This window comes from Streptomyces sp. enrichment culture (assembly GCF_964273255.1).
In the GTDB taxonomy this organism is placed as follows: Bacteria; Actinomycetota; Actinomycetes; order Streptomycetales; family Streptomycetaceae; genus Streptomyces.
Genome location: NZ_OZ186835.1, coordinates 182,799 through 196,958 on the forward strand (window position 1 = coordinate 182,799; position 14,160 = coordinate 196,958).

The window sequence follows — 14,160 nt, forward strand, 5'->3', positions numbered from 1 at the left end:
CCGTCTGCCGGGCGCGGCACGACCGTGCCCGGTGCCGGACAGCTCGTGGCGGCGTCGGGGACGGCCGGCCACCGCCGGCCCGAGGCACCGCGGCCGGACCCGCTTCCCCCGGGTCAGGCGCCCGGAGCGGGCTCCGGCCGCCGGCCGTCGTCGGATTCGTCCGGCGGCAGGACGAGTTGTTCGCGCAGGTGGTTCCAGACGACGGCGATCAACGCGGCGACCGGTACGGCGAGCAGACTGCCCACGATGCCGGCCAGGCTGCCGCCCAGCGTCACCGCCAGGAGGACGACCGCCGCGTGCAGGCCGAGGCCGCGGCTCTGGATCATGGGCTGGAACACGTTGCCCTCCAGTTGCTGCACGCCCACGATGATGGCCAGCACGATCAGCGCGTCCATCAGGCCGTTCGACACCAGCGCGATGAGCACCGCGACGAACCCGGCGAACAGGGCACCCACGATGGGCACGAACGCGGACACGAAGGTGAGCACGGCCAGCGGGAGCACCAGCGGGACGCCGAGGATCCACAGTCCCAGGCCGATGAGCACGGCGTCGATCAGACCGACCAGGGCCTGGGAGCGCACGAAGGCGCCGAGCGTGTCCCAGCATCGGCCGACCGTCACCGGGACGTGCACCGCGAGCCGGCCGGGGAGCTGACGGGACAGCCACGGCAGGAAACGCGGCCCGTCCTTGAGGAAGAAGAACATCAGGAACAGGGCGAGGACGGCGGTGACCACGCCGCTGAACACGGTGCTCACGCCGGTGACGACGGTGCCGGCGATGGTCCCCGCGCTGTCCTGGACGCGCGCGGTCGCCGCGTCGAACGCCTCGGCGATCTGGTCGTCCCCGATGTTCAGCGGGGGCCCGGCGGCCCAGTCGCGCAGCCGGTCGATGCCCGCGATGACCCCGTCGGTCAGCTGCCCGGACTGGGAGGCGACCGGCACGGCGATCAGCGCCACGGTGCCGGCGGCGACCGCCAGGAACAGCACGGTCACCACCGACGCGGCCACGGCGGGGCGCAGACCGTGGTTGCGCAGGGCCCGGGTCGGGGGCCAGGTCAGCGTGGTGAGGAGCAGGCCCACGATGAGGGGCCAGACCACCGGCCACATCCGGCCCAGGAGCCAGAGCACCACCGCGGCCATCAGCAGCACGAGGAGCAGTTCACCGGAGATACGCGCCGAGGTGTGGAGCGCGGCGCGCGCTCTCCTCGAACTCAACGTGGCAGACATGGGCTTCACCTTATGGGGCTCCCGTTGCCCCGCCGCGGCCCAGGGCGGATGTGACCGGCTGCCGTGTCAGTCGAGGGGCTCCAGCGACAACCGGGCCTGGCGCGGTGCGCCGTCGTGGACGAGGGACTCGTGGTGGCCGACGTCGTCGAAGGCGAAGGCGTACGCCTTGCCGTCGGCCATCTGCGCGTGCACCACGCGGGCGTAGTGGTTGGTGACGACCGGGTCCCGGTAGAACGCGGCCGAACCGGTGTCGGGCTGTTGGGAGTTGACCAGCAGGGTGGTGCGGTTGAAACCGGCGCACAGGGTGCGGGAGATCGGGCCGCGCACCTGGTCGTTGGGCGCGTCGAGCCGGCGGTGGCAGCCGAAGACGGAGGAGGCGTCGGGCTTCTCGAAGCTGGTGACGACCGCGCCGGAGGTGTCGGTGAAGCGCAGGACGCCGCCCACGACGCGTCCGGAGTAGCGGATGCCGGGCCGGTCGGCGAAGGGGGTGACGGTCAGGGTCGAGGTCGTGTACTTCTGCCAGACGCGGTCGATGTAGTCGTCCATGACCGTCGCGGGCAGCGCGCCGGTCCCCACTCCGTACAGCGGGGACAGCGCGCGCAGTACGGTGCCGTCCGGCCGGGTCTGGATCAGGCCGGCCCAGCCGCCCGGTTGTCCCCGGAGGGCGTCGAAGAAGCCCCGGTACCCGCCCGGCCTCAGTTTCCCGGCGCTCACCGAGGTTCCGTCGGCGCGCTGGAGGCCCACGGTGTAGGGCGCGGAGAACATGTCGACCTGGGTGCTGTTGAGCCACAGGCCGTCGTCGTTGAGCGTGTACTCCGACCAGTTGAAGAGGATGTCGCGGTTGGGGTCGGCGGGGTTCTGCACGGCGGGCTGGACCAGTCCCCCGGTGGTCAGTCGGAAGTCCAGTTTCCGGCCGTAGGAGAAGTAGATGCGCCCGGAGAACCTGGGCACCTGGATGGTCGTGGACTGTCCTGCCGCGGGGCCCGGTATCGCGGCGTCCGGGGCGGGTGTGGGCGGGTTGCCGCCCGGGGGCCACGGGTGGAAGGTGCCGTTGGCGTCGGCCCAGCCCTGCCGGCCGGTCGACAGCTGGGTGCCGAGGTTGTAGAGGAACACCCGGTCCGCGCGGCCCGAGTTGTTGGTGATGGTCAGGGGGATCGTCGCCGGGACCGCGGCCTCCGGTGCGGGCGTGGCGGCCCGGGCGGGGGCCGCCGGGGCGGTGGCGACGAGTGAGCCGGCGAGCAGGGTGGCGAGCGTCAGGCCCGTGGCCAGGGTCCGCCGTCCGAGAGTGCGCAGCATGGTGCTTCTCCGTTCGACAGTTGCCGATTCGACTTCCTGAGAGCGCTCTCAGCGTCGCGCTGTGGCAGGAACCTGTCAATGCATTGCGGAGGGCGAGGTTCCGGGGAGTCGGGAGCGCCCACCGGGGCTCGAGTGAGTACCGGGGAGAGGGCCGGGGACAAGGTCAGGGACCGGACGACGGCCGGACGGGCGCGGGAGCGGTGCGCTGTGAGGAGCGGTGGGCCACGCGGGGCCGGCGCGGCACTTCGGCCGCCTTCCGGCAGCAACCCGGTGGTGCCGCTCACCGGCGCATTTGGTTGAGTTGGGGCGCGGGGCCGGGGCGCGGCGCCGGCCGCGGCGGGAGAGGCCGCCGGGGCGCGCGTCGGCCCCGGTCAGGAACCCCGCTGCACCTCACCGCGCGTGGAGAAGCTGACCGGGCCCCCGGCCGCGAAGTCCCCCGGCGGAATGCCGGGGTGGTGCTGCCCTTCCGGCGGTGCCTGGGCTGCCGCGGGGCGGGGGCCGACGGCGAGGCGGGAGACGATGCGGTAGCGGTCCCCGCGGTAGAGGGAGCGGACGTATTCGACGGGCCGTCCGGCGGTGTCGGTGGTCAGGCGCTCGAAGAGCAGGGCCGGGGACAGTTCGGGCACGTCGAGCAGGCCGGCCTCGGCGCGGGTCAGCACGGTCGGCTCGATCGACTGCACCGCCTCGCCGACCTGCACGCCGTGGCGGTCGCGGAAGTGCTCGTACAGATCGCCCTGTTCCAGTTCCTGGCCGGTCAGGCCGGGCACCAGCGCGGCCGGGACGTGGAGGTACTCGATGGCCATGGGTGAACCGTCGACCAGCCGGAGCCGGGCCGCGTACCGGATCTCCGCCGCGGGCGACAGGCGCAGTCTGCGCCCCACCCGCGCCCCGGCCGGCAGGGTGCGCAGCTCCATCAGCCTGCTGGTCCACCGGCCGGCCGCGCGGGGCAGGCTGAAGGAATCCCGGTCCGGGACCAGTTCCTGAGTGATCTTCTCGTCGGCGACGAACATGCCCCGGCCGTGCTCGCGCACCAGCAGTCCGGCGACGACCAGTTCGTCCACCGCGGCCCGCACCGTGGGCCGCGACACCCCGAGCCGGGAGCACAGCGCCCGTTCTGACGGGATGGCGTCGCCGGGCCGTCGCGCCTCGATCAGTTCCAGGATCGCGTCCCGGACCCGCTCCCGTTTGAGCACCGCGCCCGAGACGGCGGCGTCGATCTCCATACGGCTCCCCCGTTCGTCCGTTGTACGTCACCGACACAGTCACCATCACCGTCACCGACGGGCACTGGTATGCCCGCTCACCTTAACTGGTAACCCTCCGGGGGGAGCCGTCACATGGGACCGACCGAGTAATCCAACCACCAGTCAACACCCCGCATTGGCACAGAACTTGCACCGCAAAGGGTTGACGGGCGCCGACACCCGTGCCACGTTCGGAGCGGCACCACTGGTAAGGCGCCGGCGGGTAACTGGTCAGTGATTCCCAAGGGTTCCGCCGCCTCCCGACGCCGCCGTGAGCCTCCGACGGCCCGGGAGCACCGGAATCCGCCGGAACCCGCGTGCGCCCGCCCCGCTCCCGTCCGGTGTCCCGCCGACACGGCGGTGTCGCCCCACCGGCACCGGACGCCCGTCCACGGACATCGGCCGCCCCACCCGCCGGCCCCGCCCGCGCGCCGTGCTCCACTCCCCCCACTCCCCCACGCCCCCACGCCCGCCACCGCGCGGGACTTCCGAAAGGACCACGGATGAGCACCCGTCCCCCCGCCTCGCGCCGCGCCCGCGCGGTCCTCGCCGCCGCCGCGCTCCTGGCGGGCCCGGCCCTCGCGGCCGTGCCCGCCACCGCCGCACCGGCCGCCGACGGCGCCCTCGCCGTCCAGTACCGCACGAGCGCCACCGGAGCGACCGCCGATCAGAGCGAGCCCTGGCTGAAGGTCCGCAACACCGGGTCCGCGCCGATCCCGCTGAGCCGGGTGAAGGTCCGCTACTACTTCTCGGCGGACGCGCCGGACGCCGCCTACCGGTTCGCCTGCTCCTGGGCCGTCCGGGGCTGTGCCGCGGTGACGGGCACCTTCGGGACGCCGGAGCGGCCCACCGCGACGGCGGACCGCTACCTGGAGATCGGCTTCACGGCCGCGGCCGGATCCCTGGCGCCCGGGGAGGACACCGGCGACCTGCAGCTCCGCTTCCACCGGTCGTCGTGGCAGCCGCTGCGGCAGAGCGACGACCACTCGTTCGCCGGGGACCGGACCGCGTACGCCGACTGGGACCGGGTCACCGCCCGTATCGACGGGGAGACCGTGTGGGGCACGGCGCCCGGCGGCGAGGACCCGGGCGACCCCACGGACCCGACCGACCCGGCCGACCCGCCGGGCGGCGGCCAGGCCCTGTTCGACGACTTCGACTACGCCTCGCACACCGACCCGGCCCTGACCGCCCACGGCTGGCGCGTGCGCTCCGAGGCGGGCGGTCCCGGAGTGCCGGGAGCCACCTGGGACCCCTCCCGGGTCACCTTCGCCTCCTCGGGCGGCACCTCCGTGATGAACCTGCGCACCTCCAGCGCGGGCACCGGCGCCTCCACCGTCCACACCGAAGTCCTCACCCGGGCCACGAAGTTCAAGAACGGCACCTACGCCGCCCGGGTGCGGTTCTCCGACACGCCGGTCCACGGGCCCGACGGCGACCACGTCGTGCAGACCTTCTTCACGATCAACGACCTCACCGCACCGATGGCCGACGACTACGCGGAGTACGACTTCGAGTACCTGCCGAACGGCGGCTGGGGCGAACCGTCGAACATCCTGTACACGACCTCGTGGGAGACCTACCGTCCCGACCCCTGGGAGGCGGACAACCAGCACACCGAGAGCCGGCGGAGCTTCGCCGGCTGGCACGACCTCGTGGTGACCATCGACGACCGGGCCATCACCTACTACGTCGACGGGCAGCTGTTCGGCACGCACGACGCCGCGTACCTGCCCGAGCGTCCCATGTCGATCAACTTCAACCAGTGGCTGATCGACCTCGACGGCCAGACCTCGACCACGCCGCGCGCCTACGACCAGCAGGTGGACTACGTCCTGCACGTCAAGGACCGGGTGCTGACACCGGGCCAGGTGGCGGAACGGGTCGGCGCCTACCGCGCCGCGGGCACCTCCTTCGAGGACGACGTGCCCGCCTCCTAACCCGGCTCCCCGGCCTTCCGCCACGCTCCCGCCCGCCCGTCACCGGCCGCTGTGTCGCCGCTTCCGCAGGTCATGGCGGACAATGATGTTGGTGACGGCCGCCCGCGCACACCGGCCGTCGCGAGCGTGGGCCGTGCGCCGGAGCGAGGAGGAAGCGCCGCGATGAACCACCGGAAGGTGCGCGACGTCATGAGCGACGCGGTCGTGCGGATCCAGGCCGGCACGCCGTTCAAGGAGATCGCGCACCTGCTGCTCGAGTACGACATCACCGCCGTGCCCGTCGTGGACGCCGAGGACCGCCCGGTGGGTGTGGTGTCCGAGGCGGACCTGCTGCACAAGATGTGGGGCCGCCAGGAAGGTGACGTCGGGGACCCGGTGCCGGCGTCCCGGCCCACGAAGGCGTGGGCCGTCGACGCGGCCGGGCTGATGACCTCGCCGCCCCTCTGCGCCGAGGAGGAATGGAGTGTCGTCGACGCCGCCCGGGTCATGGCCCAGCACGGTGTCAAGCGGCTCCTCGTGGTCGGTGCGGACGGACGGCTGACCGGGGTGGTCAGCCGGAGCGACCTGCTGCGCGTGTTCGTGCGCAAGGACCAGGCGATCCGGACGGAGATCGTCGAGGACGTGCTGGTGAAGTCGCTGGGCGAGCCGCCGTCCGCGGTCCAGGTCACCGTCTCGCACGGGTTCGTGGTCCTCACCGGGCGGCTCTCCTCCGGCGCCGCCCCGGTGAAGCTGCTGGAGCTGTGCCGGGAGGTCGACGGGGTCGTGGAGGTGGAGTTCCGGCCCGTGCCGGACGACTCCGACGGCCCGGTGACCGTCTGACGGCGGTACCGCCCGCCCGGACGGACGGTCCGGACGGGCGGAGGCCGCTCGGGGCCCGGGCGCACCCGGGCCGGGCGGGGTTCAGTGCACCGGGAAGTCGTCCGGCGTCCTGAGGTGGTCGCGGATCCAGGCCCCGGCGGGCTTCAGCGACGCGGTGCCGGTCCAGGGACCGTCGGCGGCGCAGGTGCCGGGGGTGAAGACGGCACCCGAGCGGTGGTCGTCGGAGAAGTTCCAGTTGACCCAGCCGATCTTCTTGGCCGCCATCAGGTCCAGGTAGCGCCGGGACCGGGCGAAGTCGTCGGCTCCCTCGCCGGCACTGTTCTGGGTGCCGAACTCCGTGACGAAGACCGGGATGCGGTCGGCGGCGCGGGAGAGGGCCGACAGGTAGGCGTCACCGTGGGTGGCCGCGTAGAAGTGGAACGTGTACATGATGTTCGAGGCGTCGACCGGGTCGGCGACGACCTCCGACTCGTCGGACCCGTCGGAGACGCCGAGCGAGGACCAGCCCCGGGTGCCCACGAGGACGGGCGCGTCGGCGTCGACGCCCCGGATCACGGGGATGATCTGCTCCGCGTAGCTCTTGATGCGGGACCAGCTCACCTCGTTCGGCTCGTTGGCGATCTCGTACAGGATGTTGTTCTTCCCCTGGTTGCTCCGGGCGATGTCGGTGAAGAAGCGGCGGGCGTGGTCGAGGTTCACCATGGGGTCACCGGGATCCAGCATGTGCCAGTCGACGATCACGTACATGCCGCGGTCGGTGGCCTGCTGGATCAGGGAGTTCGCCAGGTCGGTGAAGTGCCGGGGGTTCGTCTCGTAGCCGCCCTCCTGGACGTAGGTCGACACCCGCAGGACGTCGGCCTTCCAGTCCCCGGCCAGGGCGTCGAGGGAGCCGTCGGTCAGGCACTGGGCGTACCACTGGGTGCCGTGCGAGCTCATGCCGCGCAGCTGGACCGGGTTGCCGTGCTCGTTGCACAGCCGGGTGCCGCAGACCTCGAGTTGTCCGTTGACGGCGACGGGGGTGCCCGGGGGCGGGTCGGCGGTGGCCTCGGCCGCGGTGGGGGCGGCGGCCGGGGCGCGGTCGCCGGCGGCGGGGGCAGCGGTGGCGAGGGTGAGGAGCAGGGCACTGCCGAGGGCGGCCGCGAGCGTGGCCGTGCGGGGGTGCGATCGTGCCGGTCTCATGGGGGGGTCTCCGTTCGCCCGTGGAGGTAGGTTAGGAAACTTTCCTGACAGGATGGAACCGGAGCGGAGACCGGATGGCAAGGTTCCGGACGGACGCCGGACGAATGACCGTACGACCCAGGACGCAGGGACCCCGAAGGAGGGGTTGCGCCTATGGCGGGGCGTGCGCGGTGGAAGCGGTGGCCTACGGGAAGCGGGAGGCGTGCCCGCGCGCGCATGCGCAGAGCCGTGCGCGGGCACGGAGGGGCGCGTGTGTGGTGCGCGTGGCGAGGCCCGGCTCAGCGCGGGCCGGCGGTGGACGCGGGCGCGTCGCTGGAGGTCTGGGGCGGGGACTCGGTCACCCGGCCGCCCGGATGGCGCAGGGAGAACAGGAAGGCGATGCCGAGGGCGACGGCCATGCCGTAGAACACCCACTGGTTGGCCTCGGCGAAGTCCATGCGGATCGCGGACATCGTCTCCCGCATGGACTCGGCGGCCCTGCCGCCCCCTTCGGGGACGCGGTCGTCGGAGTGGCCCGTGACCGCCTCGGTGACGCTCCGTGCGACGCCGCGGGCCTCCTCGTCCGGGATGCCGTGGGACGTCAGGGTGCCCACCACCTTGTCGGTGGTGGCGTGGGCGAGCATCGTCCCGAAGACGGCCAGGCCGACGCTGGCCGCGTAGTTGCGCACCGTCTGCGTGATGCCGGTGACCTCCCCGTAGGAGGCACCGATGGAGCGGTTGACGGCGTCCGTGGAGGCCGGGGCGAGGAGGAAGCCGATGCCCGCGCCCGAGAGGGCCGCGTAGGGCCACTGGTCGTGCATCGACAGGTTCGTCAGCTCACCGGCCCACAGGGCGAAGCCGACGGCGCCGAGCACCGTGCCGAGTTTGAGGGCGGGGCGCGCGCCGCGCTTGTCGAGGATCCGGCCGCCCCACTGCGAGGCGACGGCGAAACCGGCGAAGAAGTACAGCAGGAACAGGGCGGCCTGGTTGGGCGAGGCGCTCAGCGACACCTGGGCGTAGACGGAGGCGAAGAAGAACAGGGGGACGAAGGCGAGCATCGCGAAGAAGAGCACCACCGAGTCCACCGTGAACGCCCGGTCCCGGAACACCGACAGGTTGATCAGCGGATGGCGCTGCCCCCGTTCGTGACGGACGAACAGCGCGAGGACGGCGAGCCCGCCGGCGATGCACGCCCAGGTCGCCACGCTGTCCCAGCCCCAGGAGTACGCCTGCTGGAAGCCGAGGACGCTCAGCCCCATGCCCAGCGCGATGAGGGCGGCTCCGCCGACGTCCAGCCGTTCGTCGCGCCGCCGGTCGGTGATGTGGGCCGTGGCCGTCAGGACCAGGGCCACGATCGCGACCGGGACGTTGACCCAGAAGATGGCCCGCCACGTCCACGCGGTGAGCCAGCCGCCCAGCAGCGGGCCGACGGCGGTCAGCGCGCCCGACAGACCGAAGAACAGGGCCAGCGCCCTGCCCCGCCGCTCGACCGGGAACACGGCGACCACCACGGCGAGCGCCGCCGGGAAGAGCAGGGCGGCGCCCAGTCCCTGGGTGGCGCGGAAGACGATGAGCCAGGTCTGCGCGAAGTCCCCCCGGGGCACGCAGCCGCACAGCACGGACGAGACGACGAACACGACCGTCCCGGCGACGACCACGCGCCGGGCGCCGAGGATGTCCGTCAGCCGGCCGCCCAGGGCGAAGAACGCCGCCAGCGACAACAGGTAGGCGTTCACCACCCATTGCATACCCGAGGTCGAGAGCCCCAGTTCACGGTCGATGTCCGGGGCGGCGATGGACACGATGGTCTGGTCGATGAACGTCATGGCGACCGCGAACAGCATGGCCGCCAGGGCCACGTTCTGCCGGGCCCGCCCGTGCGGGGACGAAACGGTCCCCTCGCGTCCCGAGTGCTGGACCTTCATTCGACCAGTCTGCGTCGGAACGGGTGACGTCGCATCCGGTGCGCGGCACCCCACTGACCAGCCCCGACGCCCGGGGCCCGGCAGGCGCCTGCCGGGCCCCGGGCGTCACCGGGGATGGGGGGTCGGAGCGTTGGGCAGGCCTTGCACCTGCATCTCCCCGCGGGCGGCGGAGCGTCTTGCCTTGGACCACCAACGCACGGCCCCCGGACGGAGATCCGGGGGCGCGTCCGGTACGACCGTAGCCATGCGCGGGACGGCGCCGCACGACGGCATCCGCCGGCCGGGTGACGGGCCCGTGCAGGGCCCGCGCGGGCCCCGTCGTCGCGGAGGTCCGCCGTCCTCACCGCGCGGCGGGCCCGGGCCCGATCGTCACCACGCGCGCCCATGCGGGCGGGCCGTCGGGAACGTACTCGGGGTCGTCCTCGTCCCGGGGCGGCCGGTCGCGGGGGAAGAGACCCACCACCGTCCGGCACGGTGGCCGGGTCGCCGGCCACGGTGTCTGTCCGTCCGTGAGGACGACCACGACGTCGGGCCGGGGCCGTGCGGCCAGCGCCCGGGAGAAGCCCGCCCGCAGATCCGTCCCCCCGCCGCCGGTGAGCGGGATGCCCTCGGCCCGGCACATCCGGTGCACCCGGCCGGCGGCCGCGTCGCAGGGCACCACCGTGACAGATCCCGACGGCCGCCCACGGCACGGGAGATGGCCGCCACCTCCAGCAGTGCGCTGCCCAGTTCGCCGTCGCTGACCGACCCGGAGGTGTCGATGACCACCGACACCCGCGGCGGGGTGCGCCGCAGACTCGGCAGCACGGCGCCGGGGACCGAGGACGAGCGGCGCGAGGGCCGCCCGTAGCTGTAGTCCTCGCCCGCGCCGGAGCCGGAGACCGCGGCGCGCAGCGCCGAACCGAGCAACTCCCGCCAGGGCTGAGGCGGATGGACGACCTCCTCGGCCCACCTCCGCCAGCTCCTCGGCGTGTCGCCCGGCCGGGCGGTGATGCCCCGGGCGACACCGGAAGCGGACGGCACGCCGTCGTGTCCGGCGTCGCGGAGCACGGTCCGGGCCTCGTCGGCCCACCGGTCGACGGCGAAGCGGTGCCCGGGCGGGAGCAGGTGCTGCCCGTCGAGCAGGGGGTCCGGGCGGCCGGTGCCGGCCCGGGTCCGCAGCTCGCCGCTGCGGTCGGCGTCCCACAGGTGCCGGTGCAGGTCCAGGCGGAAGCGCCGGGAGGGGCGCGGATGCGGGTGGGTCCGGGCGCCGTGGCGGAGGCGGTCGCCGTCCCAGAGGGTGAGGGCGATCCGCTGTCCGCCGTCGGCGCGGGCGGGCGGGGTCCGCACGACCAGGTGGACCGGGGCGGGGCCGCCGCCGTCCCCAGGGTGGTCGTAGCGGGCGAGGGGGATGGTCAGGCCCGGGCGCAGGAGGCCGTCGGGGGCGATCCTCGGCAGGTGCCGGCGCAGCAGGTCGGGGGCGAGGCGGGCGAGGTCCGCGCGGACCCGGTCGGCGAGGTCGCGGCCGTGGGTGCGGGCCAGGTCCCGTGGGCGGAGGTCGGCGTCGACGCGGGCGGCGGCGGCGCAGGCGCCGGCCCAATCGCCCGCGCGGCGGCGGGCGGTCGCCGTCTCGATCATGGCGGGCGGCACGGCGTAGGCACGCACGCGCGGCCAGAAGGGCGGCAGGGTGCCCCCGTGGGCGGTCGGCGGGTGCATCAGCACTCACCTTGCGCGGACGGGACCCCCCATCTGTGTGCACAGTGAGTCGTCATCGCGGCGAGCATAGCCACGCGGCCGGCGGACCGTCAGCGCATTTTTCTCCGGGCCCGTCTCACCAGCCCCGCACGGGAGGCCATCTGACACTGCGTCAGCTGTTCGAGGTTGGGCGAGGCGCTCCGGCGGGCATCCACTTGTCATGCACCTGCGGGCGCGATGGCCGGGTCCGCACCCCGTGGAGGTGTGGGATGCGCCGAAGACTCGCCACCGTGCTCGCCGCTCCGGTCCTGGCCGTCGTGACCGCCCTGGGCACCGCGACCGCCGCCCACGCCGCCCCGGCCGACAAGGCGCGGGTCCTGTCGGGGTGGACGCAGACCGGCGCGTCGAGTCAGCAGAGCTGGAACGCGGCCCGGACCGACCGGGCGGCCTGGGCCGCCTACGGATTCGACTGGTCCACCGACCACTGCTCCTCCTCCCCCGACAACCCGTTCGGCTTCCCGTTCTCCGCCTCCTGCGCCCGCCACGACTTCGGCTACCGCAACTACAAGGCCATGGGCACCTTCTCCGCCCACAAGTCACGCCTCGACAACGCCTTCCACGAGGACCTCGAACGGGTCTGCGCCGGGCACGGCGGGGCCACCGAACCGCGTGCAACAGCACCGCGTGGACCTACTCCCAGGCCGTGCGGGCCCTCGGCTGACCCGCCGGTCCGGCGGCCGGGCGTCGCCGCTCACCCCACTGGAGCGGCGCCGCCCGGACCCGCCGGCGGCCCCGGGAACCCGACGGCTACCTCCGGGCGCGCACCAGCACGTGGAGGAAGTACGGCGTGCCGATGACGGCGGTCATCAGTCCCGCGCCGAGCTGGGCCGGGGCGATGACCGTGCGGCCCAGCAGGTCGGCCGTGCAGACCAGGACGGCGCCCAGCAGCAGCGCGACCGGCAGCACCCGGGTGTGCCGGCGCCCGACGAGGGCGCGGGCCGCGTGCGGCGCGACCAGTCCGACGAACCCGATGGTGCCCGCCGCGGCGACCGCGGTCGCGGTGAGCAGCACGCTCAGCACGAGGAAGCCCAGCCGTCCGCGGGCCAGGCGCAGTCCGAGCAGCCGGGGGGTGTCCTCGTCGAGGGACACCAGGTCGAGCTCCCGGTGGCGCACCGCCGTCAGCACGACGCCGGCCGCCAGCACGGCGGCGAGCGGCAGCACGTCGGGCAGGGTCCGGCCGTAGGTCGAACCGGACAGCCAGGTCAGGGCCTTGGTGGCGTTGAACGGGTCGGTCAGCACGATCAGCAGGCTGATCAGCGCCGTGGTCCCGGCCGCGACCCCGACGCCGACGAGCACCAGCCGGTTCTGCCGGAAGCCGCCGCGCGCCGCCAGTCCGAAGACGACGGCCGCGGTGACGGCCGACCCGGTGAACGCGGCACCGGCCACGCTCCAGGAGCCGGCCACCGGCACGGTCGTCACCAGGATCACCGCGCCGAGCGCACCGCCGCCGGAGACGCCCAGCACCGCCGGTTCGGCCAGCGGGTTGCGGGTGACGGCCTGGACCAGAGTGCCGGCCAGGGCGAGCGCGGCCCCGGCGAGGAGCGCCGCGAGCACCCGGGGGACACGGGTGTCCAGGACGAAGCTGACGGTGCGGCCCGCCCTGCCCTGCGCCCAGTTGACGACGTCGCCCAGCAGCAGCTTGCTGTCACCGACCAGCACGGCGGCGATGGTGACGCCGACCAGCACCGTGACCAGCACGCCGAGGGTGACGAGGAAGACGGCGCGGCTGCGGATGCGCAGCGTGTCCACGGCGGCGGCGCCCGCGGTGTCGCGCAGCCGGGCGGCCATGGCGACCAGGAAGACCGCGCCGACGATGCTGGTGACCACGCCGGTGGGCACCGCGACCGACCGCTCCGCGGACACGAAGGTCCGCAGCAGCACGTCCGCGCCGAGGACCAGCGTGGCCCCGGCGAGTCCGGCGAGCGGCACGGCGGTCCGCAGCCGGAGCGCTCCGCGCAGCCGCCGGGCGAGCAGCCGGACGATCGCGGGGGCGCACAGACCGACGAAGCCGATGGGCCCGGCCAGGGTGACGGCCGCCGCGGAGAGCAGGGTCGCCAGGACGACCGTGGTGATCCGCGTCGAGCGCACCGGCACGCCGATGCCGCGGGCCGTGTCCTCGCCGAGGGCGAGGGCGTCGACCCGGCGGGCGACGAGCAGGAGCCCGGCGAGTCCCACGACGACGACGGGGAGCATCTGCACCACGCCGTCGAAGCCGTTCTGCGCGATGCTGCCCTGGTTCCACTGGTAGAGGCCCTCGGTCTGCTCCGGGAAGAGCAGCAGCAGGCCCTCGGTGACCGCCGTCAGGCCGAGGGCGAGGGCCGTGCCGGCGAGCACGAGGCGGACGGTGCCGGCGCCGAGGCCCGACAGCCCGAGCACCACGGCCGCCGCAGCCAGTCCTCCGGCGAAGGCGACGCCGGAGGAGGCGAGCAGCGGCAGCGACACGCCGGTGACGGCGGCGACGCCGAGCGCGGCGTAGGAACCGGCGTTGACCGCCAGGGTGTCGGGGGAGGCGAGCACGTTGCGGCTGACGGCCTGCAGCGCGGCGCCCGCCATGCCGAGCGCCGCGCCGACCAGCAGCCCCGCGGTCATGCGGGGCAGCCGGGAGGCGACGACGACGGACGCGTCGGCCGGGTCCGCCCGTCCCGTGAGGGCCTTGAGGACCTCGGCCGGGCCGACCGCGGCCGTGCCCTGGGTGATGTCGACGACGGCCAGGGCCGCGACCAGGAGCACGAACGCGGTCGTCACCGCGGCCGCGCCCGTCCGGGAGGCGGCGGTCTCCGGACGGGCGGAGGGGGTGGTGGCGGTGACGGCCATCGCG

Annotated in this window: 8 protein-coding genes and 2 pseudogenes; 3 read left to right on the forward strand and 7 right to left on the reverse strand. The window is 74.1% G+C overall.

Going from position 1 to position 14,160, the window contains the following annotated elements:
• Positions 1 to 113: 113 nt before the first annotated feature.
• From ACSU53_RS00840 to ACSU53_RS00850, 3 genes are all read right to left on the reverse strand, one after another.
• Positions 114 to 1,226: an AI-2E family transporter gene (locus tag ACSU53_RS00840; RefSeq protein WP_437024233.1), complete on the reverse strand. Its 1,113-nt coding sequence runs from the start codon at positions 1,224 to 1,226 to the stop codon at positions 114 to 116.
• Between the two features lie 66 nt (positions 1,227 to 1,292).
• The gene (locus tag ACSU53_RS00845; RefSeq protein ID WP_437024235.1) at positions 1,293 to 2,522 is read right to left on the reverse strand and encodes a glycoside hydrolase family 64 protein; all 1,230 of its coding nucleotides are present in this window, start codon (positions 2,520 to 2,522) and stop codon (positions 1,293 to 1,295) included.
• A gap of 371 nt (positions 2,523 to 2,893) precedes the next feature.
• Positions 2,894 to 3,745 (reverse strand): GntR family transcriptional regulator, encoded by an 852-nt coding sequence (locus tag ACSU53_RS00850; RefSeq protein ID WP_437024237.1) that lies wholly within the window; start codon positions 3,743 to 3,745, stop codon positions 2,894 to 2,896.
• Between the two features lie 524 nt (positions 3,746 to 4,269).
• Between ACSU53_RS00850 and ACSU53_RS00855 the strand changes: the two genes are divergently transcribed.
• A complete protein-coding gene (locus ACSU53_RS00855) occupies positions 4,270 to 5,706 on the forward strand; it encodes a cellulose binding domain-containing protein (protein ID WP_437024239.1) in 1,437 nt (478 codons plus the stop codon).
• 162 nt (positions 5,707 to 5,868) lie between these two features.
• Positions 5,869 to 6,525, forward strand: a complete 657-nt coding sequence (locus ACSU53_RS00860) for a CBS domain-containing protein (RefSeq protein WP_437024241.1) — start codon at positions 5,869 to 5,871, stop codon at positions 6,523 to 6,525.
• An 81-nt stretch (positions 6,526 to 6,606) separates the two neighbouring features.
• On the opposite strand, the gene ACSU53_RS00865 is transcribed toward ACSU53_RS00860, so the two are convergent.
• The 3 genes and pseudogenes from ACSU53_RS00865 to ACSU53_RS00875 all read right to left on the reverse strand — a co-directional run.
• On the reverse strand, positions 6,607 to 7,704 hold the full coding sequence (locus tag ACSU53_RS00865) for a glycoside hydrolase family 5 protein (RefSeq protein ID WP_437024243.1): 1,098 nt from the start codon (positions 7,702 to 7,704) through the stop codon (positions 6,607 to 6,609).
• 278 nt (positions 7,705 to 7,982) lie between these two features.
• Positions 7,983 to 9,608 carry an MFS transporter gene (locus ACSU53_RS00870; RefSeq protein WP_437024245.1) on the reverse strand — a complete coding sequence of 542 codons (1,626 nt, stop codon included), beginning with the start codon at positions 9,606 to 9,608 and terminating at the stop codon, positions 7,983 to 7,985.
• Between the two features lie 340 nt (positions 9,609 to 9,948).
• Positions 9,949 to 10,668 (reverse strand): annotated as a pseudogene (locus ACSU53_RS00875) (vWA domain-containing protein); the annotation flags it as partial.
• A gap of 883 nt (positions 10,669 to 11,551) precedes the next feature.
• Between ACSU53_RS00875 and ACSU53_RS00880 the strand changes: the two are divergent.
• Positions 11,552 to 12,003 (forward strand): annotated as a pseudogene (locus ACSU53_RS00880) (phospholipase).
• A gap of 86 nt (positions 12,004 to 12,089) precedes the next feature.
• Here ACSU53_RS00880 and ACSU53_RS00885 read toward each other — a convergent pair.
• Positions 12,090 to 14,156, reverse strand: a complete 2,067-nt coding sequence (locus tag ACSU53_RS00885) for an iron ABC transporter permease (protein WP_437024247.1) — start codon at positions 14,154 to 14,156, stop codon at positions 12,090 to 12,092.
• Between the last annotated feature and the right edge of the window lie 4 nt (positions 14,157 to 14,160).